Source organism: Streptomyces coffeae, from assembly GCF_016741875.1.
GTDB classification, from domain to species: Bacteria; Actinomycetota; Actinomycetes; order Streptomycetales; family Streptomycetaceae; genus Streptomyces; species Streptomyces coffeae.
On the sequence record NZ_JAERRF010000013.1, the window covers coordinates 101,007 to 123,814 of the forward strand.

15 protein-coding genes are annotated in these 22,808 nt (G+C 71.2%); 11 read left to right on the forward strand and 4 right to left on the reverse strand.

From position 1 onward, the window contains the following. Positions 1-73: 73 nt before the first annotated feature. Positions 74-3,007: an SARP-family global regulator AfsR gene (afsR, locus tag JK363_RS22670; protein ID WP_201876835.1), complete on the reverse strand. Its 2,934-nt coding sequence runs from the start codon at positions 3,005-3,007 to the stop codon at positions 74-76. A gap of 111 nt (positions 3,008-3,118) precedes the next feature. Further along, the gene (locus JK363_RS22675) at positions 3,119-5,725 is read right to left on the reverse strand and encodes an ATP-binding protein (RefSeq protein ID WP_201876836.1); all 2,607 of its coding nucleotides are present in this window, start codon (positions 5,723-5,725) and stop codon (positions 3,119-3,121) included. A gap of 147 nt (positions 5,726-5,872) precedes the next feature. On the opposite strand from JK363_RS22675, the gene JK363_RS22680 reads away from it, so the two are divergent. From JK363_RS22680 to JK363_RS22715, 8 genes are all read left to right on the forward strand, one after another. Continuing rightward, a complete protein-coding gene (locus JK363_RS22680) occupies positions 5,873-7,099 on the forward strand; it encodes an amidohydrolase family protein (protein WP_201876837.1) in 1,227 nt (408 codons plus the stop codon). A gap of 85 nt (positions 7,100-7,184) precedes the next feature. Continuing rightward, on the forward strand, positions 7,185-7,811 hold the full coding sequence (locus JK363_RS22685) for a hypothetical protein (protein WP_201876838.1): 627 nt from the start codon (positions 7,185-7,187) through the stop codon (positions 7,809-7,811). A gap of 129 nt (positions 7,812-7,940) precedes the next feature. After that, the gene (locus JK363_RS22690; RefSeq protein ID WP_201876839.1) at positions 7,941-8,903 is read left to right on the forward strand and encodes a TIGR03619 family F420-dependent LLM class oxidoreductase; all 963 of its coding nucleotides are present in this window, start codon (positions 7,941-7,943) and stop codon (positions 8,901-8,903) included. 13 nt (positions 8,904-8,916) lie between these two features. Then, entirely contained in the window at positions 8,917-9,702 is a 786-nt protein-coding gene (locus tag JK363_RS22695) for an SDR family NAD(P)-dependent oxidoreductase (protein WP_201876840.1), read from the forward strand. Positions 9,703-9,803: 101 nt separating this feature from the next. Then, entirely contained in the window at positions 9,804-10,931 is a 1,128-nt protein-coding gene (locus tag JK363_RS22700) for an LLM class flavin-dependent oxidoreductase (protein WP_201876841.1), read from the forward strand. 62 nt (positions 10,932-10,993) lie between these two features. Continuing rightward, positions 10,994-12,736, forward strand: coding sequence for an N-acyl-D-amino-acid deacylase family protein (locus JK363_RS22705; protein ID WP_201876842.1), 1,743 nt, complete (start codon positions 10,994-10,996; stop codon positions 12,734-12,736). Between the two features lie 55 nt (positions 12,737-12,791). Continuing rightward, positions 12,792-13,031, forward strand: a complete 240-nt coding sequence (locus JK363_RS42635; protein WP_307821829.1) for an SDR family oxidoreductase — start codon at positions 12,792-12,794, stop codon at positions 13,029-13,031. Positions 13,032-13,739: 708 nt separating this feature from the next. Continuing rightward, complete coding sequence (locus JK363_RS22715; RefSeq protein ID WP_201876843.1) at positions 13,740-14,177, forward strand: hypothetical protein; 438 nt, start codon at positions 13,740-13,742, stop codon at positions 14,175-14,177. 80 nt (positions 14,178-14,257) lie between these two features. Here JK363_RS22715 and JK363_RS22720 read toward each other — a convergent pair whose 3' ends face one another. Then, on the reverse strand, positions 14,258-15,781 hold the full coding sequence (locus JK363_RS22720) for a CehA/McbA family metallohydrolase (protein WP_201876844.1): 1,524 nt from the start codon (positions 15,779-15,781) through the stop codon (positions 14,258-14,260). A 227-nt stretch (positions 15,782-16,008) separates the two neighbouring features. Here JK363_RS22720 and JK363_RS22725 point away from each other — a divergent pair, with 227 nt between their 5' ends. The 3 genes from JK363_RS22725 (at position 16,009) to JK363_RS22735 (ending at position 21,466) form a co-directional block, all read left to right on the forward strand. Beyond that, a complete protein-coding gene (locus JK363_RS22725; protein WP_201876845.1) occupies positions 16,009-16,884 on the forward strand; it encodes a TIGR03619 family F420-dependent LLM class oxidoreductase in 876 nt (291 codons plus the stop codon). 134 nt (positions 16,885-17,018) lie between these two features. Continuing rightward, positions 17,019-19,622 carry a bifunctional FO biosynthesis protein CofGH gene (locus JK363_RS22730; RefSeq protein ID WP_201876846.1) on the forward strand — a complete coding sequence of 868 codons (2,604 nt, stop codon included), beginning with the start codon at positions 17,019-17,021 and terminating at the stop codon, positions 19,620-19,622. 719 nt (positions 19,623-20,341) lie between these two features. Then, on the forward strand, positions 20,342-21,466 hold the full coding sequence (locus JK363_RS22735; protein ID WP_201876847.1) for an ADP-ribosylglycohydrolase family protein: 1,125 nt from the start codon (positions 20,342-20,344) through the stop codon (positions 21,464-21,466). Between the two features lie 48 nt (positions 21,467-21,514). Here JK363_RS22735 and JK363_RS22740 read toward each other — a convergent pair whose 3' ends face one another. Then, positions 21,515-22,801 carry a hypothetical protein gene (locus JK363_RS22740; protein WP_201876848.1) on the reverse strand — a complete coding sequence of 429 codons (1,287 nt, stop codon included), beginning with the start codon at positions 22,799-22,801 and terminating at the stop codon, positions 21,515-21,517. Between the last annotated feature and the right edge of the window lie 7 nt (positions 22,802-22,808).

Genomic DNA, 22,808 nt, shown 5'->3' on the forward strand with positions numbered 1-22,808 from the left:
CGGGGACGGATCGACTGCATTAAGAGTGCCGGGCGGCGATAAACGATTGATGAACGGTCAGGAGCGCGCGCGGCTATGCGGCCGCGGCCGGCGCCAGCAGGCGGCGCACCTCGTCGGCCTCGGGCGCGCTCAACTGCTCGTGGATGCCGAGGGCTTCCCGCCAGCAGGCCTCGGCGCGACCGCTCTGGCCAAGCTCCATGAGCGCCTTGCCGAGCACCGTCAGGACGATGGCACGACGCCATTCACCGCCGATTCCGCGCAGGGCGAGGGCCTGTTCGGCATGGGTGGCGGCCTGGGCGGGACTGTGCATCGTCAGGTGAACTTCCGCCAGGCGCTGGTGCGTCATCCCTTCCCACAGGGGCTGGCGGCTCTCACGGAACAGCGCGAGCGCCTCGGTCAGCTCCTGAAGCGCCTCGAGCCCCTTGGCGGCCTGCGTCAGAGCCATGCCGAGCGCGTACTTCCCATTGGCCAGGCGCAGGACGTGCCCCAGGCTCTGGTAGATGTACACCCCTTGCTGCGCGAGCTCCACCGCGCTGTCCGTGCGGTCCAGCCGGAGATGGACGCGGGACAGGTTGCACAGCGCGCTCGCTTCGCCGGGGCGATTGCGATCGTTCCGGAAGGCGTCGATGGCCGCCAGGAAGCAGGTCTCCGCCTCGTCGGGACGCTTCAGGTGCAGGGCGTAAATGATGCCGCGCTGGTTCGGGATACGGCTGAGGGGCACCGGATCCTGCCCGGCCAGGCCCACGTCCATGGCGCGCTGCGCCTGCTGGTCGGCCTTCTCGTACCGTCCGGCCAGGCTGAGCGCATGCGTCAGGAAGGTGCGTGCGCGGCCCTCCGCCTGGAGGTCCCCCGCCACATGCGCGGCGCTGCTGATCGACGAGGCGACGATCTCGTACCGGCGGGAGTTGGCGCCGGACTCCGCGAGGTCCACCGAGGCCATGAGCAGATCCGCGGCACGCCGCAGCGTGGCCCCGGAGGCGGATTGCTGGGCACAGGCCAGCAGACAGTCCGCCTCGGTGAAGAGCCAGTCGAGCGCCGCGTCCTGGTCCGGGAAGTCCAGCCCCGGCTGCTCGGTCGGTGCCAGATGGTCGACCAGACGGTCTCCGGGACGTTCCATCGCGTAGACCCGTCCCGCCGTGGCGAGATAGAAGTCGAGCAGGCGCGACAGCGCCGCGTCGCAGTCGGCCTTGGGCTGATCGCGCTCCGCGCAGTCACGCGCGTAGAGCCGCACGAGATCGTGGTACCGGTAGCGACCCGGGGCCGCGGATTCCAGCAGTGAGGCGTCGACGAGCGATTCGAGCAGTTCCTCGGCGGCGAAGGTGTCCATATCGAGGGCGATGGCCGCCGCGGCCAGGGAGATGTCCGGGCCGTCGGCGAGGCCCAGCAGACGGAACGCCTGGGCCTGGGCGGGTTCCAGCTGTCCGTAGCCGAGCTCGAAGGTGGCTTCGACCGCGAGGTCCCCGGCGCGCAGCTCCGCCAGTCGCCGCCGCTCGTCCGCGAGCTTGCGCGCGAGTACGGCGACGGTCCACGTCCGGCGTGAGGCGAGCCTGGAGGCGGCGATGCGGATGGCCAGAGGAAGGAAGCCGCACGCCGCCACCACGTCCATGGCGGCCTTCCGCTCCGCGCCCACCCGCTCGTCGCCCACTATCCGGGTGAAGAGGGCCAGCGCCTCCTCCGGGCTCATCACATCGAGGTCGACCAGATGTGCGCCTTCCAGGTCGACCATGCGATTGCGGCTGGTGATGAGGGCCGCGCAGCCTTCCGCGCCGGGCAGCAGGGGCCGCACCTGTGCCGCGTCCCGGGCGTTGTCCAGCAGCGCCAGGACACGGCGTCCGTCCAGTGTCGACCGGTACAGCGCGGCGCGCTCCTCGACGCCGTCGGGAATGGCGGAGTCAGGGGTTCCCAGAGAACGGAGGAACGCGCCCAGGACCGCGTGGGGTTCGGCCACGACCGGGCCTGCGCCCTGTAGATCGACGTAGAGCTGACCGTCGGGGAAGTGATGGCGCGCGGCGTGTGCCACATGGACGGCGAGCGTGGTCTTGCCGACGCCGCCGATGCCCGCCACCGCTGACAAGGCCATGACATCCTGGCCAGTTGTGGAGAGCTGGTCGCTCAGTTCATTGACAAAAGAGACACGGCCGGTGAAGTCCGGCACTGTCGCCGGGAGCTGTGCGGGCCGCACGAAGGTGGGCCCGGTCGGCCCGAGCCCGCTGGCTGCCGCGGCGGGGCTGGCCAGCTCCGCGTCGGCCTGAAGGATGCGTTGTTGAAGCTCGGAGAGCTCGGCGCACGGGTCGACGCCCAACTCCTCGGCGAGCAGTTCGCGGGTGTCGGCGTACACGGCCAGTGCCTCGGCCTGACGACCGCTGCGGTACAGGGCCAGCATCAGGAGCATGCGCAGATGCTCGCGCAGGGGATGGGCGGCGGTCAGGGCGGTGAGCTCGGATACCGCCTCCGCGTGGTGGCCGAGCTCCAGATCCAGGTCGAGGCGCGACTCGATCAACGCCAGATGGCGCTCCTCGAGCCGGATGCGCTGTGCCTCCGCGTACGGACCGGGAACTCCGGCGAGCGGTTCACCGGCCCACAGGTCCAACGCCTTTGTGGTCAGCTCATGAGCCAGGGCACGGTCTCCGGACTGCTGTGCCTTCTCCGACTCCGCGACCAACTGCTCAGCGACATCGGCATCCAGGGCGTCCATGCCCGCGCGGATCGCGTAGCCGCCCGATTCGCTGATCAGTACGTCCGAGTCCGGCCCGAACGCCTTGCGGAGCCGCGAGGCGTAGGTCCGCAGCGCGGCCACCGCGGCGTCCGGCGGGTCCTCCCCCCACAGACCGTCGACCAGCTCCGGTGCGGTCACCGTGCGTCCGCCGCGCAGCAGCAGGGCGGCGAGCAGCGCGCGCTGCTGTGGCGAGCCCATGCTGAGCTGTGTCTCACCCCGCCAGGCTCGGACCGGTCCGAGCACGGTGAAGCGCAATTGCTGCCCCTGCACCCGCTCTGTGTCGCCGGCCATGGTCTCCCCCTGCCTGAGCTTCCTGGTCGCAGGGGTCAGTTTGCCTTGTCGACACCCCCTACGTCAGTAGGGACCTGGTGTCTCCACAAGGCCCACCACACTTGTCCGAAGTCACGAACCCGACGGATCGTCAGTTCCGCTCAGTGCTTTCAGCCATGGATACGTCTCGTGAAGGGAGCTCCGATGGCCGAGAGTATGCTCCGGGGCCGTCCGTGCTTCCGGGGTGGCGTCGGCGAGCAGCGCAAGGGTCTCTTCCAGCTCCGGCGCCCCCAGCCGCTCGTAGATGGACCGGGCCTCTCGCCAGCACTCGCGGGCCCGGCCCCGTTGCCCCACCCTGATCAGCGCCTTGCCCAGCACGGTGAGAAAGGAACCGCGACGCCATTCGCCGCCGAGGCCGCCCAGCGCGAGTGCTCGTTCGGCATGTTCGGCCGCCAGGGCCGGACGGCCCGCGGCGAGATAGGTTTCGGCCAGCCGGATATGAGTCATGCCTTCCCACAGCGGTTGGCGGTTCTTTCCGAAAATATCGAGCGCCTCCGTCAGTTGGGCGACCGATTCCTCCAGCCTTCCGGTGCGAAGGAGCGCGATACCGAGGACGTACATCCCGTTGGCGAGCCGGAGCGACGTACCGAGCCGCCGGTAGATGGCGAGGGCCTGCTCGGCGAGTTCGACCCCGGCCTGGGTGCGCCCCGTGTTCAGGTGGACCCGTGCGAGGTTCGACAGGGCGCTCGCCTCGCCGGGCCCGTTGGCGTCGGCGCGGAAGGCGGCCAGTGCCTGCCTCAGGTGCTCCTCCGCCTCGATGTGACGGCCTTGGTAGAGAGCGATGATGCCGCGCTGGTTCGGGACCCGGCAGGACAGGATGGCGTCACCGACCATCGCCCCCAGTTGCAGTGCGCGACGCATCTCCGCCTCCGCCCGGCCGAATCTGCCGGTGGAGTGGTAGAGATGGCCGAGAGCTAAGCGGGCATGGCCCTCGGCCCGTTCATCGCCGGCCGCCTGTGCCGCTTCGCTGATCGCCTTTGCGGCGCTCTCGTACTGCCCCGACTTGATCCCCGACTCGGCGAGGTCGAGCGCCGCCATCAGGAGGTTCGCGGCACGCTTGCGCACGCCGTCTCCGGTGCAGCGGCGTGCGCAACTGATCAGGCACTCGCCTTCGGTGAACAGCCAGTCCAGGGCGTCGGCCGAGGTTTCGAAGGTCAGCCCGGCGTGGCCGGTGGGCTCCAGGTGATCGACCGTCCGGTCTCCGGGCCGCTCGATGGCGTACACACGTGCGGCCGTTGCCAGATAGAAGTCAAGGAGTCTCGACTGAGCGGCCTCACGCTCCGACACCGGTCGTTCGTCCCGTTCCGCGCACGCCCGCGCGTAGAGCCGCGCGAGGTCGTGGAAGCGATAGCGCCCCGGCACACAGCACTCCAGGAGCGAGATGTCCACGAGGGAGGAGAGAAGCCCTTCCGTCTCGTCGGTCCCCAGGTCGAGCGCGGCAGCGGCGGCCGTGAGCGAGATGTCCGGGCCCCCCACCAGCCCCAGCAGCCGGAACGCCCGTGCCTGCCGCGGCTCCAGCTGTTTGTAGCCGAGCTCGAAGGTCGCCTTCACGGCCAGGTCACCGGCCCGCAGTTCGTCCAGTCGCCGCCGTTCGTCGGCCAGCTTGCGAGCCAGTGTGGAGACGGTCCATGTGCGGCGGGCGGCGAGGCGCGACGCCGCGATGCGTATCGCGAGCGGCAGGAAGCCACAGGACGTCACCACGTCCATGGTTGCCTCGTACTCGATAAGGGCCCGCTCTTCTCCCGCGATGCGCGCGAAGAGGGTGAAGGCCTCGCTCGGGCTCATCACGTCCAGGTCGACGAGATGCGACCCCTCCAGGCCGGCCATGCGCGTGCGGCTGGTGATCAGCGTCACGCAGCTTTCTCCGTCCTCGGGCAGCAGCATGCGGACCTGCGCCGAGTCGCGCGCGTTGTCGAGGAGGACCAGAACGCGGCGTCCACGCAGCGCGGAGCGATACAGCGCGGCGCGCTCCTCGAGTCCATCGGGCACAGCGGAGTCGGGCATGCCGAGGGCCCGCAGGAAGGCGCCCAGCACCGCTTCGGGTTCGGCGGGGGAGGGGCCCGCACCGCATAGATCGGCGTAGAGCTGGCCGTCGGGGAAGTGGCGGCGTGCCGCGTGCGCGACATGGACGGCCAGGGCGGTCTTGCCGATGCCGCCGGTGCCCGCGACGGCCAGGACAGGGGGTGCGTCGCGTCGCGGCGAGACGAGACGGGTGTGTAACGCGTCTACGACGTCCGAACGGCCGGTGAAGTCGGCTACCGAGGCGGGCAGTTGCGCCGGCCGGACAAAAGCCACTCCGTCGACGGTGGCGGTACGGGCGGCGAGTTCGGCGTCGTCCTGGAGGATGCGGTGCCGGAGGTCGGTGAGAGCGGGGCCTGGCTGGGCGCCCAGTTCGTCGGCGAGCAGCTGCTGGGTGTCGGCGTGGACCGCCAGTGCCTCGGCCCGGCGACCGCCTCGGTACAGGGCCAGCATGAGCAGCTCACGCAGTCGCTCGCGCAGTGGGTGCGTCGTCGTCAGTGCGGTGAGCTCCGAGACGACCTCGGCGTGACGCCCGCATTCCAACTCCAGTTCGATGCGGGTCTCGGTGAGCGCGAGATCCGCCTCCTGGCCGGGCCGGGGCCCGACCGGTCCGGGCGCTGCGCCTCCCCCTTGCTGTCCAAGCCGTTTGTCGCCCTCCATGCTGCCCCCCGCACATGCTTCCCGCTGTACAGCCAGTCTGCCGTGCGCATGGCTCGTACGTCAGCAAAGCGCGCGACGTGTCTGTGGATACTCATAGGCTGACGAGGGGAGCTGACGCCCTGTCAGATCAGCGCTACCGTGACACCCATGGAGAGCTTCCCCAAGATCATCTCGGTGGACGACCACACGGTTGAACCCCCTCACGTCTGGCAGGACCGCCTCCCGTCGAAGTACCGCGACACCGCCCCGCGGATCGTCCGCGCGCCGCTGAAGGAAATGACCTTCGTCGGTGGCCGGTTCGCGCCGAAGATGGGTGCACCCGGCGACGACGGGCCGCTCGCGGACTGGTGGGTGTACGAGGAGCTGCGGCGGCCGCTGACCCGGCTGGACACCGCGGTCGGATACGCCAGGGACGAAGTCCGGCTGGAGGCCATCACCTACGAGCAGATGCGGCCGGGCTCCTACTCGGTGCCCGAGCGGCTCGCGGACATGGAGGTGAACCATGTGCAGTCCGCGCTCTGCTTCCCGACCTTCCCCCGGTTCTGCGGGCAGACCTTCACCGAGGCCCGCGACCGTGAGCTGGGGCTGCTGGGGGTGCGGGCGTACAACGACTGGATGGTGGAGGAGTGGTGCGGCCCCGAGGCGCGGGGGCGGCTGATCCCGCTCATCATCATCCCGCTGTGGGACGCCGAGTTGGCCGCCGCCGAGGTGCGGCGGAACGCGGCGCGCGGGGTACGGGCCGTCTGCTTCTCGGAGATACCCCCGAACCTGGGGCTGCCCTCCGTCCACACCGACGACTGGGATCCGTTCTTCGCGGCCTGCGACGAGACCGGCACGGTCGTCGCCATGCACATCGGCTCGTCCTCGCGGATGCCCTCGACCTCCGCGGACGCGCCTCCGGCGGTCGGCTCCACCATCACCTTCGCCAACTGCTGCTTCTCGATGGTCGACTGGCTGATGAGCGGGAAGTTCGAGCGCTTCCCGAACCTCAAGGTCATGTACGCCGAGGGGCAGATCGGCTGGATCCCCTACATCCTGGAGCGCGCCGATGTGGTCTGGGAGGAGAACCGCGGCTGGGGCGGAGTGGCCGACAAGGTGCTGCGGCCGCCGTCGGAGCTGTTCGCGGAGCATGTGTACGGGTGCTTCTTCGACGACGCCTTCGGGCTGCGGAACCTGGACGCGATCGGGGTGGGCAACGTCCTGTACGAGACGGACTATCCGCACTCCGACTCCACCTGGCCCAAGTCCAGGGAGGTCGGCGAGGCGCAGATGGGCCATCTGGCGCCGGATGTCGTCGAGCGGATCGTCCGCGGCAATGCCATCGAGCTGCTGGGGCTGACGGACGACGGGCTGTGGCCGGGGCCGGGAGCCTGAGGCGATGGAGCGGTGAAGCGGTAAGGCGGTGAGGTGGTAAGGCGGGCCCGGGGCGTTGTCGGTGGCGGCCGGTAGCGTCCCGGGTATGGCGATGATGGTGCTGCCCCTCGACGACGCGTGGCTCGACCGGATCCTGGAGTTCGCGGAGCTGCCGTGGAGCCGCCAGGCCCATGACGACCTGTTTGTGCGCAACGGCTGGCATCTGGAGGGCGAGGACGGCGAGCCCGTCGTCCACTGGGTCGACATATGGCCGCTGGCCGAGGACTTCGACAAGGGCTGGCACATCTCGCTCGGCGAGTACCCCGGCTGCGATGAGCGGGACGCCGCGCCCACCGTGGTGTGCGACCACCCGGAGTGCCGTAAGGACTGTTCGGTGATGCTGCCCGTCGCCTACAGCGCGTTCGGGGTCGTCGACCACGACGATGTGCCGGTACCGCCGGAGGAGTACTGGGACCTGGACTCCATGGGCGGCGGTACCTGGCTGCCGGAGGCCGTGGAGGACGACTGGGAGGCCGAGTACCGGCGGGTGGAGGCGTGCGTGCGCGGGCGGCTGGGCGAGCCGTCGGGGCTGGAGCCGGCGGAAATGCTGGACGCGGAGCGGGGGATGGTCTGGGAGCGGGGCGCCTATCTGGTGACGCTCTTCTGCGGGCCCGAGTGGTACGCGTACGGCAGATACGAATGGATCGGCATCGAGGTGCGCCCGCGGGGCTGAAACACCCTGCGGGCGGCATGCTCCGGTACCGCCCCGCCCGCTGTTCCGGTGCGGGCGGGGTCTTGGCGAGGGCTTGTCTGATGGACCGTCAGATACGACGATGGCGGTCCACCGACAAGGAGGCACGCCATGCGCGTCCTGCCCTCGGGGCGGCTCAGTTACGGAATGCAGCTGCCGATCCAGTCGCAGAGCACCCTCTACGCCGAGCCATGGGAGGCGGCGGCGGGCCCGGCCGATCTGCTGGCCCTCGCCCGCGCCGCCGACCGGCTCGGCTTCGCCTATCTCGCCGTCTGCGACCATGTCGCGATCCCGCGGCGGCTGGCCGGTGCGATGGGCACCGTCTGGTACGACCCGGTGGCCACCCTCGGCGCTCTCGCCGCGGCCACCGAGCGGGTCCGGCTGCTCAGTCATGTCGCGGTGGCCGCGCTGCGCCATCCGCTGCTCAACGCCAAGCAGTACGCGACCTTGGACCACCTCTCCGGCGGTCGGCTGATCCTCGGGGTCGGGGCCGGCCATGTGCGCGAGGAGTTCGACGCGCTCGGGGTGGACTTCGCCGCCCGCGGGCCGCTGCTGGACGAGTCGATCGACGCGCTCAAGTCCCTGCTGGGGCCGGAGGAGTTCCCGTCGTTCCACGGTGAGCGGTTCACCTTCAGCGATCTGGCGGTGGCTCCGCGCCCGGTCCAGACGCCACGTCCCCCGGTGTGGGTGGGCGGCTCCTCGCCCGCCGCGGTGCGCCGGGCCGCGGTCCGCGGCGACGGCTGGCTGCCGCAGGGCGATCCCCGGGAGCTGCTGCCGGGCCAGATCGCCCGGCTGCGCGCGCTGCGTGAGAAGGCCGCCGACCACGACCCCAGCTGTGCGGAACCGCTGGAGATCGGGGCCATCACCGAACCGCTGTACGTGGGCGAGCCCGGCTGGGAGGTCGGGCGGCGGACGCTGACCGGGGCCCCGGACCGGCTCGCCGCATCGCTGCGCGCGTTTCCGGCCATGGGGGTGGATCAGATCCAGGTGCGGTTCCGCAGCCGTGGCCGCGCCGAACTCCTCGACCAGATGGCGGCGTTCGCCGCCGACGTCGTTCCGCACCTCAACGACTGACCAGGAGGCAGAAGTGGGCAAGCTCGACGGGCGGGTTGTCATCATCACCGGTGCGGCGCGCGGACAGGGGGAGCGGGAGGCGCGGCTGTTCGCCGCCGAGGGCGCGCGGGTCGTGCTCGGCGATGTGCTGGACGCGCAGGGCGAGGCGCTGGCCAAGGAGCTGGGCGAGGAGCGGGCCCGCTATGTCCATCTGGACGTGGGCCGCGAGGAGGACTGGACGACGGCCGTCGCCGCCGCCAAGGACGCCTTCGGCTCGGTGGACGGACTGGTCAACAACGCCGGAATCCTCCGCTTCAACGAGCTGACCGGCACCCCGCTGGAGGAGTATCTGACCGTGGTGCGGGTGAACCAGGTCGGGGCGTTCCTCGGGATGCGGACGGTCGCCCCGGAGCTGGAAGCCGCGGGGGGCGGCACGATCGTGAACACCGCCTCCTACGTCGCCCTGACCGGGATGGCCTTCCTCACCTCGTACGCCGCCACCAAGGCAGCCATCGTGGGGATGACCCGGGTGGCGGCGATGGAACTGGCGGATAAGGGGATCCGCGTCAACGCGATGTGTCCGGGCGCGATCGACACCGCGATGACCAACCCCGCCCAGCTCGACCCGGACGCGGACCCGGCGGAGGCGTCGGCGGCGGTGGACGAGCTGTACCGGAAGCTGGTGCCGATGGGGCGGATCGGACGCCCGGAGGAGGTGGCGAGGCTGGCGCTCTTCCTCTCCTCGGACGACTCCTCGTACATCACCGGCCAGCCGTTCGTGGTGGACGGCGGCTGGCTGGCCGGGGTGTCGGTCTTCTAGACGCTGCCCTTGACGCTCCACCCTCACGGTGCCAGAGTCAATCAAAATCTGACGATCCGTCAGATCGATGTGGCGGGCGATGCCAGAGGCGGTGAACCTCCATGGAATTCGGATTGTTCGTGCAGGGGTACGTACCGGAGCGACGGCGCCGCGCCGACCCGGAGGCCGAGCACCACGCGCTGCTCGAGGAGACCGAGTACGTCATCCAGGCCGACCGGTCCGGCTTCAAGTACGCCTGGGCCTCCGAGCACCACTTCCTGGAGGAGTACTCCCATCTCTCCGCCAATGACGTCTTCCTCGGCTATCTCGCCCACGCCACCGAACGCATCCACCTCGGCTCCGGAATCTTCAACCCGCTGCCGCAGGTCAACCACCCGGTCAAGGTGGCCGAGAAGGTCGCCATGCTCGACCATCTCTCCGGCGGACGGTTCGAGTTCGGATCCGGGCGCGGCGCGGGCAGCCACGAGATCCTGGGGTTCATTCCGGGTGTGACCGATATGAACCACACCAAGGAGATCTGGGAAGAGACCATCGGCGAGTTCGCCAGGATGTGGCTCCAGGACGAGTACCCGGGCTTCGACGGCAGGCACTGGTCGCTGCCGCCGCGCAAGGTGCTGCCCAAGCCGTACGGACCCGGGCACCCGGCCATGTGGTACGCGGCCGGATCGCCCCCCTCGTACGCGATGGCGGGCGAGAAGGGGCTCGGTGTGCTCGGCTTCTCCATCCAGAAGGTCTCCGACATGGAGTGGGTGCTCGACTCGTACAAGACCGCGGTCGAACGGGCCGAGCCGGTCGGCGGCTTCGTCAACGACAACGTGATGGTGACCTCCACCGCGATCTGCGCGGAGACCCACGCCAAGGCCGTCGAGATCGCGGTCGGCGGCGGACTCAACTACCTCCAGTCGCTGCTGTTCCGCTACCACGACACCTTCCCCCGGCCCGACGGCATCCCGGAGTGGCCGGAACTGCTACCGGACTACACCGAGGAGATCATCGAACTCCTCATCGCCGAGGAGCTGATGATCTGCGGCGACCCGGACGAGGTGTTCCGGCAGTGCAAGCGGTGGGAGCAGGCCGGGGCCGACCAGCTCTCGTTCGGACTGCCGATCGGCATCGGCTACGAGGACACCATGAACACCATCAAGCTCATCGGTGAGCATGTGATCCCCAAGATCGACACCGATCCCGTCCACCGCACCACGCGCTTCCGCCGGACGGCGGCCCGTTAGGCCCTAGGCCCTGTTCTGCCCGGCCTCGCCGTCCTGCCGCCGAGACGAAGGGATCTCCAGCCGTGCTCGACCATCTGATCAAGGGCGCCACCGTGGCGGACGGCACGGGCGCGCCGTCCCGCACCGCCGATGTCGGCCTCCGTGACGGGAGGATCGTCGCCGTCGGCGAGCCCGGGTCCGTCACGGAGCCCGCCCGGTCCACCGAGGACGCGACCGGGCTGGTGCTCACGCCCGGGTTCGTCGACCCGCACACCCACTACGATGCCCAGCTCTTCTGGGACCCCTACGCCACCCCGTCCATGAACCACGGGGTGACCACCGTGGTCGGCGGCAACTGCGGCTTCACCCTGGCGCCGCTCAACCCCGAGCGCCCCGGCGACGCCGACTACACCCGACGGATGATGAGCCGGGTCGAGGGGATGTCACTGGTCGCGCTGGAGCAGGGCGCGCCCTGGGACTGGCACGGCTTCGGTGAGTACCTCGACGCGCTGGAGGGTCGTACTGCCGTCAACGCGGGCTTCATGGTGGGGCACTGCGCCCTGCGCCGCCATGTGATGGGCGCCGACGCGATCGGCGGCCAACCCACCGCGGCCCAGCTGGAGGCGATGCTGCGGCTGTTCCACGAGGCGATGGACGCGGGGGCGTGGGGTCTGTCCACCACCCAGTCCTCCACCCACGCGGACGGAGACGGCGAGCCGGTCGCCTCCCGGCACGCCCGGCCCGAGGAGCTGATCGCGCTCTCCCGGGCCGTCGCCGACCACGAGGGGACACAGATCGAGGCGATCGTCGCGGGCTGTCTGGACCGGTTCGCGGACGAGGAGATCGATCTGCTGGTGGAGATGAGCGCCGCCGCCGGACGCCCGCTCAACTGGAACGTCCTGACCATCGACGCGGCCGTTCCGGAGCGGGTGCCGCGCCAGCTGACGGCCAGTGAACGCGCCCGCAAGGCGGGCGGCCGGATCGTCGCGCTCACCATGCCGATCCTCACCCCCATGAACATGTCCCTCGGCACCTTCTGCGCGCTCAACCTCATCCCCGGCTGGGGCGACCTCCTCGGGCTGCCGGTCGCCGAGCGGATCGCGAAGCTCCGCGACCCCGCCGTACGGGAGGAGATGCTGCGCCGCGCCCGGAGCCCCGAGGCCGGGGTCTTCAAGCGGCTGGCCGACTTCGAGCGCTATGTCATCGGCGACACCTACAGCGAGGCCAACGCCGGGCTCACCGGACGGGTCGTCCGCGACATCGCCGCCGAGCGCGGACAGGACGCCTTCGGCGCTCTGGTGGAGATCTGCGCCGCCGACGGACTGCGCACCGTGCTGTGGCCGATGCCGAGCGACAACGACCCGGCCAGCTGGGAGCTGCGGCGGCAGACCTGGGAGCACGAGGACGTCATGCTCGGCGGCTCGGACGCCGGGGCGCATCTGGACCGGATGTGCGGCGCCCCGTACACCACCCGCTTCCTCGGCGACTGTCTGCGCGGCCGGAAGCTGGTCGGTCTGGAGCGGGCGGTACGGATGCTGACCGACGACCCGGCGCGGCTGTTCGGACTGCGGGACCGCGGCCGGATCGCCGAGGGTTACCACGCCGACCTGGTGCTCCTCGATCCGGAGCGGATCGACGCGGGCCAGGCCACCCTGGTCCATGACCTGCCCGGCGACAGCCCGCGGCTGGACTCGCGGGCGGTGGGCGTGGTGAGCGTCCGGGTGGGCGGGGTGGAGACCCTCCGGGACGACGAGATCACCGGCGCCGTGCCGGGGAAGGTCCTGCGCTCCGGCCGCGACACCGAGACGGTGAGCACGAGGGCCTGAGCCGCTGCGACGCGTCGCCCTGGTCGCGGGCGCATCCCACGGCATCGGCCCGTCCGTGGCGCAGACGCAGGCGCAGGCGCCGGCGACCGTCGGCACGGCGGGGTGCGTCATGGCGCGGGGCGCGGCCGAACTGACCTCCGCCCTACGCCGCCTGGGCCCGCACGCCATCGCCTGCCCGGGCGACGTGGCGGGTCCGGCGCACCTGGAAGAGGGCGTGGCAGGTACGGTCGCGGAATTCGGCCGCCTCGACATCGTCGGCAGCAACGCCGCGATCAGCGCCCCGCTCGGCCGTTGATCGACGCCGCCCCGCTCGCCCGGCGCACGGGCCTTCACGGTCACCGTGGAGCCCCGCTCCGGCTGACCCAGGCGGCCTGGCGCGCCTGGATGCGCGACCACGGGGCGCGATCGTCAGTATCTGCACCGGGGCACCCAACCGGGGGCACCCATGGCGTCGGCTCCGGCGTCGGCGCCTACGGCGCCGGCAAGACCGCCCTCTTCCGCCTCACCCGCCGGCTCGCCGCCCCGCGGGGACGGACTGCGGGACCTGGCCCGGGTGCGGTTGGGCTGGGCGGGCGAATCCGCCCCGCCGCTCGGGCTGGAGTCCCCTCCCCGCCCCACCGCACGCCCAGCCGATGTTCGGCATCGGAGACGTGACCGTCCCGGCGGCGTCCTGCGTGCGACCGTTCCGTTCCGACCTGCGCGCGCAGCTCTCCGCATTAGGCTCATCGAATGATTCATCAGATAAATACCAGGATTTGCGTGGAAAACAGCACAAGATGAGGGCACCTTTCCGGGAGATTGCCCGGTTCGATTCCCAAAGGAGTATGGAATGCGTCCTCAAAGCAGGGCCGCATCGCCGCGGGTGCGGTGTTCATGGCGGTCCAGACGGCTGGCGCTCGGCGGCCTCACCTCACTGACCGCCGTCTCGCTGGTAGGTGTACTGGGTGCCCTACCCGCCGAGGCGCAAAGCCCAGGAGCGAAAGCGCAGTCGGCTTCGACCGTCGTGTCCGCTGACCGTGCCTTCTCCTTGGATGACCCCGACCCTGTCGCTGACGCCGGCAAACCCAAGCCGAAGCCGCCGCGGCCGGGGGCCAACGGGTGCTTCGACATCGACACCGTTCGTCAGGAAGCCGCCGGCGGTGGGGGCTTCTACGCAGCCGTCAGTTTCGGAATCCCCTACGTCGGGGACGAGTCCGGTCCCGGCGGGGACATCGACTGGGACGACCTCACCGACGAGGGGGGCGATGTACCCGTGGGCGCCTGCGGTGTCTCCATTGACGTCGGCCCGGGTGGCCCCGGCAGTGACATTTTCATCGACGTGATCACCACGTCGGGGACCGTGCACGGCATTACCTGCGACCGCACGGGGGCGGTGATCACGTCCTGCGGCACCTGGGTTCAGCGCGAGACCCCGACGCCCGGGGACACGTTGACACCGTAAGTCGTGCCCGCACTCTCCGGACCCGTGACGCGGGGCGGCAGGCAAGGCCCGGCTGCCCCGCGTTGAGCGGACGACTCTCGTCAGTGGCCGCGCTCGCCGAGCCAGATGGGGTTGGTCATGGCCGCCATCCGCCCGGGTATACCGGACGCTCCGCCGTCGGTCGGGGCGTGGCGCACCTCGGCGCGTACATAGGCGGCGTACGAGGGTGTGGTGCGCCACTCCGCCGTGCCCGCCCCGGAACCCGGCAGCGCCGTCCCGTACAGCTGGCCCTGGTCGGTGATGAACCGCACCGAGCAGTCCGGCCCGGCGCCCGAGACCTTCAGCCGGACCGTGACCTCCTCCGCGCGGTCCACCGCCAGCCGCTCGCCGATGCCGGCGTGCCGACCGCGACCGCCGACCGCCTCGAAGGCCAGATCGATCGCGGAGGACTCGGCGATCCAGCTGCGGCCCTTGCGGATGCCCTCCTGGATCGCGGTGCGGGACAGCTCCTCGGCGAGCACGACCGTCTGCGGGAGTCCGACGACCTGCGGCTCGCGGTGGGCGTCGCTGTTGCCCATCGCCGGGAGCCAGCGGCCGTCGCCCCGGGCCGCGGCCACCAGGGTGTTGTCCCACTCGGCGATCGAGACCTCGTCGTCCGGGGTGAAGTCCGCGTTCCACACCTCGACCGCGTCCGCGTCGTTGAAGCCGAACTTCCAGTTGCAGCCGACACAGGTGCCGTGCGGATGCGCGGGGACGACGAGACCGCCCGCCTGGCGGATCTTGCGGGCGTAGCGCCCGAAGGCGTTGTCCCGCGCGCGGTAGCGCCAGTCGATGAAGACACCGGGATCGGTTCCGAGGGCCACCACATGGCCATTGCGGGTGGTGACCTCCTCACCGGTGAGGATCAGTAGGTCATCGCCCCACAGCCCGTCCCACGCGCCGTGCCCGGACGTGGTGTTGTGCTCGGTGGTGGTGATGAAGTCGAGCCCGGCGGCGCGGGCCGCGGCGGCCACCTCGGCGGGGGTGCGCTTGCCGTCGGAGTGCACCGTGTGCAGATGGCAGTCGCCCCGGTACCAGGCCCGGCCGCGCCCCTTGGCCCGCTGGGGCGGATAGACCGGCTTGGGGGTCTCACCCGGCTCGCCGAACCGCAGGGTGACGGTGACCTTGTAGTTCAGGCCCTGCGGCGCGACCGTGTACGGCCCCAGCACCACATGCCAGGTGCCCGCCCGCACCGGCCCGGCCAGATACGCCGGTGTCGCCTTCTCGGCGCTGATCGCGAACTCCGTACGCGCCCCGCCCGACCAGCCGCGGAAGCCGCGCCCGCCCAGATCGGTGCCGCGCTCGTCGAAGATGCCGATGTCACAGGCGTTTCCCTGGGTCCCGGCCGGGACCGTCGGCTTGTCGTAGCTGTAGTACACGGCGATCTCGCGGACCCCGCCGGGCACCTCGACCGGCAGATAGACGAAGTCCGGTGAGCCGGTGGGCAGATGGCCGGAGACGGTTCGCGTCTTCTCCCCGCCACCGTCGTCCCGCTCATCGGCCTGTGCGAACGTCACGGGATCGAGCGTGAGCGCCCCCGCCGCGCCCGCAAGCGCGGAGAGCCTCAGTACGTCGCGTCGCTGCATGCGTGCCCCCACCGTCGTCGCCCCCACCGTCGAATGTGCCCGCCATCGAACGTGCCGTGCAGTGCCGTGCAGTGCAGAGTGCTGTGCCGTGTCACGCGGGTGCCGTCCGACACCCGCGTGACACCGTTGTACGCGTGGGTGACTCCCACGGAAAGCCCTGTGGATAACTCCATGGCGGCGGGGGAACATACGCGCAGCCCCACCGGCCCACGCGGAGGTGCAGCCCCATGCGCATCGCGACCACCGTCTTCCTCACCGATGAATCCGTCCGCCCCGCCCGGCTCGCCCAGGAGTTGGAGCAGCGCGGCTTCGCCGGGCTCTATCTGCCCGAGCACACCCACATCCCCGTCAGCCGCGACACCCCCGCCCCGATGGGCGAGCCGCTGCCGCGTCAGTACGGCCGCACCCTTGACCCGTTCGTGGCGCTCGCGCAGGCCGCCGCGGTCACCGAACAGCTCGGCGTCGGCACCGGTATCACCCTCGTCGCCCAGCACGACCCCGTCAGCCTCGCGAAGCGTGTGGCCTCCCTCGACCATCTGTCCGACGGCCGCCTCACCTTCGGCATCGGCTACGGCTGGAACGTCGAGGAGGCGGCCGACCACAACGTCTCCTGGTCCGACCGCCGCGATCTCGTCCAGGACCGGATGGCGCTGATGCGTGCCCTGTGGACCCCGGAGCCCACCGCCTACCAGGGCCGGTTCGGATCGGTGCGGGCCAGCCTCGCGCACCCCAAACCGGCTCGGCGGCGCTCCCCGGCCGACCCGCTCACCGGCCCCCGCACCCTGATCGGCGGGGCGGCCGGGCCGAAGCTGTTCGCCCACATCGCCGCGTACGCGGACGGCTGGATGCCCACCGGGGGACGCGGTCTGACGGAGGCGATCCCCGCACTGCGCCGGGTGTGGGAGGAGGCGGGCCGGGACCCCGCGGCGCTGGAGGTGGTGCCGTACGCGGTGCTGCCCTCGCCCGGAAAGCTGGCCCACTACGCCGACCTCGGTATCGAGGAGGTCGTCGTCCAGCTCCCGGCCGCCGAACCCGGGACGTCCGGGGCGGCCGACGGCGCCGAGATCCTGCGCACCCTCGACGATTACGCGCAGTACCTGTGACCCGCGCGGTCGATGCCCCGCCCCGCCCGCCGTCCCGTATTCCCGCAAGCCCGCCTGAACCGCCGTGATCAGATCCACAAAACCGCAGGCCCGGGCACTCTGGTGGTGTTCCGCACCACTCGTATCCTCGGAGGATGACCACGAGCGCGCAGGGAACCCCATCGCCCGCCCCGAACGGCCCCACCGCCAACGCGATGCGCCGCGCGCTCAAACGGGCCCGTGACGGCGTGGCGCTGGACACCGCCGAGGCGGCGGTGCTGCTCCAGGCGCGCGGTGACGATCTGAAGGACCTCACGGCCTCCGCCGCCCGGGTCCGTGACGCCGGACTGGAGGCCGCGGGCCGCCCCGGGATCATCACCTACTCGCGCAGCGTCTTCATCCCGCTCACCCGGCTGTGCCGGGACAAGTGCCACTACTGCACCTTCGCCACGGTTCCCGGCAAGCTGCGCCGCGCGGGCCACGGGATGTTCATGTCGCCCGACGAGGTGCTCACCATCGCCCGCCGCGGCGCCGAACTCGGCTGCAAGGAAGCGCTGATCACCCTCGGCGACCGCCCCGAGGACCGCTGGCCCGAGGCGCGCGAGTGGCTGGAGGCCGAGGGCTACGACGACACCATCGCGTACGTACGGGCCATGGCCATCCGCATCCTGGAGGAGACCGGGCTGCTGCCCCACCTCAACCCCGGCGCGATGACCTGGACCGACTTCCAGCGGCTCAAGCCGGTCGCGCCCTCCATGGGGATGATGCTGGAGACCACCGCCGAGCGGCTGTGGAGCGAGCCGGGGGGCCCGCACTACGGCTCGCCCGACAAGGAGCCCGCCGTGCGGGTGCGGGTCCTGGAGGATGCCGGGCGCAGCTCCGTTCCCTTCACCAGCGGACTGCTGATCGGTATCGGCGAGACCCCTGAGGAGCGCGCGGAGTCGCTGTTCGCGCTGCGCCGGGTCTCCCGCGCGTACCACGGCATCCAGGAAGTCATCATCCAGAACTTCCGCGCCAAACCGGACACCGCGATGCGCGGGATGCCCGACGCCGAACTGGCCGATCTGGTGGCCACGGTCGCGGTCGCCCGTCACATCCTGGGCCCCTCCGCCTGCATCCAGGCGCCGCCCAACCTGGTCGACGCGGAGTATGAACAGCTCATCGGCGCCGGGATCGACGACTGGGGCGGCGTCTCCCCGCTCACCCCGGACCACGTCAACCCGGAGCGCCCCTGGCCCCAGCTGGACGAGCTGGCCGAGCGCTCCGCCGCCGCGGGCTTCGCGCTGCGCGAGCGGCTCGCCGTCTACCCCGAGTACATCCAGCGCGGTGAACCCTGGCTGGACCCGCGGCTGCTGCCCCATGTCCGGGCACTCGCCGACCCGGACACCGGGCTGGCCCGCGAGGACGTCCTCCCGGCCGGGCTGCCCTGGCAGGAGCCCGAGGAGGCGTTCACCTCCTCCGGCCGCACCGATCTGCACCACTCCATCGACACCGAGGGCCGCACCGGCGACCGCCGTGAGGACTTCGACGAGGTGTACGGCGACTGGGAGGCACTGCGCGAGGCGGCGGCCCCGGGCATGGTCCCCTCCCGGATCGACGCCGACCTCAAGTCCGCTCTCGCGCGGGCCGCCGACGACCCGACCCGGCTGACCGACCCCGAGGCGCTGGCCCTGCTGCACGCCGACGGACCGGCGCTGGACGCGCTCTGCCGGATCGCGGACGATCTGCGCCGGGCGACCGTCGGTGACGACGTCACCTACATCGTCACCCGGAACATCAACTTCACCAACGTCTGCTACACCGGCTGCCGCTTCTGCGCCTTCGCTCAGCGCCGCACGGACGCCGACGCCTACACCCTCTCCCTGACCCAGGTCGCCGACCGCGCCCAACAGGCGTGGGACGTGGGCGCGGTGGAGGTCTGCATGCAGGGCGGTATCCACCCGGACCTGCCCGGTACCGCCTACTTCGACATCGCCCGCGCGGTGAAGGAACGCGTGCCCGGGATGCATGTGCACGCCTTCTCCCCGATGGAGGTCGTCAACGGCGCGACCCGCACCGGACTGTCCATCCGTGAGTGGCTGACCGCCGCGAAGGAGGCCGGGCTCGACTCCATCCCCGGCACCGCCGCCGAGATCCTGGACGACGAGGTGCGCTGGGTCCTCACCAAGGGCAAGCTGCCGACCGCCACCTGGGTCGAGGTCATCAAGACCGCCCACGAACTGGGCATCCGCTCGTCCTCGACGATGATGTACGGCCATGTGGACCAGCCGCGCCACTGGCTGGGCCACCTCCGGCTGCTCGCCTCCATCCAGCAGGAGACGGGCGGTTTCACCGAGTTCGTCACCCTGCCGTTCATCCACACCAACGCCCCGGTCTATCTCGCGGGCATCGCCCGCCCCGGCCCCACCACCCGCGACAACCGCGCGGTCACCGCCATGGCCCGGATCCTGCTGCACCCCCATATCCCCAACATCCAGACAAGCTGGGTCAAACTCGGCACCGACGGTGCCGCCGAGATGCTTCGCTCCGGCGCCAATGACCTGGGCGGCACCCTCATGGAGGAGACCATCTCCCGGATGGCGGGCTCCTCCTACGGCTCCTACCGTTCCATCCAGGACCTGATCGCCATCGCCGACCTGGCCGGCCGCCCCGCCCGCCCGCGCACCACGTCCTACGGCCCGGTCTCCGACGAACGCCAGGCCGCCGCCTTGGCCTCGGACGGCCATCTGCCGGAGCTGCTGCCGGTGCTGGGGGACTGAGGTCCTGCCGCTGTCAGCCGCCCGGCCGGTCAGCGGGGGTCGTACCCCGTCAGCTCGTCCTCGGCCAGTTCACGGCGGTCCTCCTCGCCGAGGAAGGGGATCACCGCGCCGCAGTCCCGGCAGGCGCGGGCGTACTCGGCGTGGAAGGTGGGACGGGGGCGCAGGCCGCCCCGGCGGGGAAGCGCAGCCGGAGTCTGCCGTGCCGGCCGTCATCGGACCTGAGCTCGGCGATCGGGCTCAACCGGCCCGACCCGCACACTCCGCATCGCAGTACCCCGTCAGCCATGCCGGGGACGATACCTCCCGCGCCCCTGAGGGCCCTCTGTCGTCCGCGCGGCCGGTCCTGGACACTGATCCTCCGCGAACATTCCCGACGGAACCGGGCGTGCCCCGGAACGGCTGGAAGATCGCGGAAGTGCGGCGCTATTCGCACAAACGCCGTACCGCATTCCGAACACATCGGCCACGGTGGGGGCAACGGTGAGAAAATCGCGCGGATATGGCGGAGGAATTGCCGATGCCGATCACAGTTCAGAATGAGCAGGTCCGCCGGTTTCCGCGTGATGACGCCTTCACATTCGGTTTCACCGCGGACGGTGGCTCAAGGCGATCATTCCGTGTCCATTACAGTGCGAGGCAGTCCGGGGCCGTACACGCCACGAGACATACCGCGAGACACACCACAAGACACTCCATGAGGAAAGAAAAGGAGAAAGGTCGTGACCGCAACCGCCAGCGCAGCGACCGGCGTATGGGGCCGTGCCGAGCAGCAGGATTTCCGCAGTCGGGTACGCGGCTGTCTGCTCGGGGGCGCCATCGGGGACGCGCTGGGGGCGGCCGTCGAGTTCTCCTCCCTGGACGACATCCGGGCGGAACACGGCCCGGAGGGCGTCACCGACTTCCTGCCCGCCTACGGGGGGCGCGGCCGGGTCACCGACGACACCCAGATGAGCCTGTTCACCGTCGACGGGCTGATACGCGCACAGGTGCGCCGGGACACCGGTGCCTGGCATCCGCCCACCGACATCCACGCCGCACACCGCCGCTGGTACGCCACTCAGCGCGACTGGGGCCCCGACGAGCGCCGTGAGGACGCGGGCTGGCTGGCGCGCGAGGAGTGGCTGTACGCGCGCCGCGCCCCCGGCCGGGCCTGTCTGAACGGGCTCGCCGACGAGACCATGGGCACCCTCGACGCACCCAAGAACCCCGACTCCAAGGGCTGCGGCGCGGTGATGCGCTCCGCGCCCTTCGGGCTGCTGGTCGGCTGGGAACCCCAACTGGTCTTCCAACTCGCCATCGAATGCGCCGCCCAGACCCACGGCCACCCCACCGGCTATCTCGCGGCCGGGGCCTTCGCCCTGATCGTGCACGGTCTGGCCCGCGGCGAGGGGCTCGACGGCGCGGTCCAGCGGTCCCTGGCCCAGCTGGCCACCCGCCCCGGCCACGAGGAGACCACCCAGGCGCTCCGGCAGGCGCTCGGCGCCGTACGCCAGGGCTTGCCGACCGCCGAGCGCGTCGCGTCCCTGGGCGAGGGCTGGACCGCCGAGGAGGCCCTGGCGATGGGGCTGTACTGCGCGCTGGTGGCCGAGGACGTACGCCATGGACTGCTGCTCGCGGTCAATCACGGCGGGGACAGCGACTCCACGGGCGCCATCTGCGGCAACCTCCTGGGCGTCCTGCACGGTGAGACGGCGCTGCCGCCCGCCTGGCTGGCCGAGGTGGAGGGGCGCGGCACCATCCTGGAGCTGGCCGACGACTTCGCGATGGAGATGACCCAGGGACCCGCCCTCCACGGCCCGGGCGGCTCCGCCGCCGCCTGGCTCGCCCGCTACCCGCGCGCGTAGGGCGAGCCGCGCACCCTGGCTGAGCCCCCGGGCTCCGCAGCCCCGGGCTCAGATCCGCATCATCCCGGGGAAGCCGCCGTGGCCGGCGCCCGGCACGGTGAGGGCGATCCAGCCATGACCGCGTGTGGCGGCGGAGGAGATCGCGCCCGGATGGATGGAGAGCGCGGCGGCAGCGGCGCCCGGGTCCGTCTCCTCGGAGGTGTTGGGGTCGGGGTAGTCGTCCTCGAACGCCTCCTGGTCCCCGTCGTAGTCGTCGACCGTGACGACCCTTTCCCACGGCAGCGGTTCACCCGTCCACTCGGGGTCCTCATGGCTCCAGTAGCCGCGCTCCACCAAACCGTCCTCGGCGTGAGCCCAGATCCTCGCGCCCGCGCACCCGTCCTCGTAGAAGACCTGGGCCCGGCCGCAGGCCGAGCTCAGCAGCTCGGCCGTGTGATACGGCTGCCAGGAGATGTCGCCCAGCAGGGAGTTGGCGTAGATCAGCCGCCAGCCGTCGTACTCGGGGGTGATGAAGACCCGGCAGACATAGGTCGACTCTCCGTCGGGCCCCTGGACCACCTTGGAGTCGGCTTCCTGGGAGGACCGCCCCATCTCCTGCGTCGCCGGGATCCGGTCGTGCAGCCCCAGCACCTCGAAGGCGCGCTCGTAGGTGTCGCCGGGTACCGCCAGCCACCAGTGGGCCGGCATCCAGTCCGGCCGCTCGTCGGCGAGCCGCATCCGCACCAGCCGCTCCAGCGCGGCGCGGTCGCGCGGCTCCGGCCCCTCGTGGCCACCGGTCATCACCAGCGCCGACAGCGACTGGCGGCGCAGCCGCCGGGTGGCGCCCTCGCGGCGGATCGCCCGCAGGGCCGGAACGGCGGCCGGGCCGAGGGTGCCCAGGATCTGTTCGGCCTCGGTGCGGGTATCGAGGTCGGGGGAGTCCAACAGCGACAGCAGGACGGGGGTGGCGGGCGCGGCCGCGGCGCCCAGCCCGGCCAGTCCGCGCAGCGCCTCCAGCCGGATGTGCAGGGACTCATGGCCGAGCGCCGTCACATAGCGGTCGACGCAGCGCTCGTCGAAGGAGCGGAGCAGCCCGGGGAAGACTGGTCGGCGGCGCTCGGCCTGTTCGGCCGCCTGCTGGGCGACCACCGCGTCGAAGGCGGCCGGGCCGATCCGCAGCAGGGCGGCGGATATCTCCTGCGGCGCCCACGGCCGTGCCCTGTCCGCGGCCGCCACCAGGGCCGGTACGGCCTCGTCGCCCAGCGCGGCCAGCCGCTCGACCGCCGCCCGGCGGGATTCCTCGGTGCCGTCCTCGCGGTCCAGCTCCGCGGTCAGGTCGTTGATCGTTTGCTGCATGCGGTCA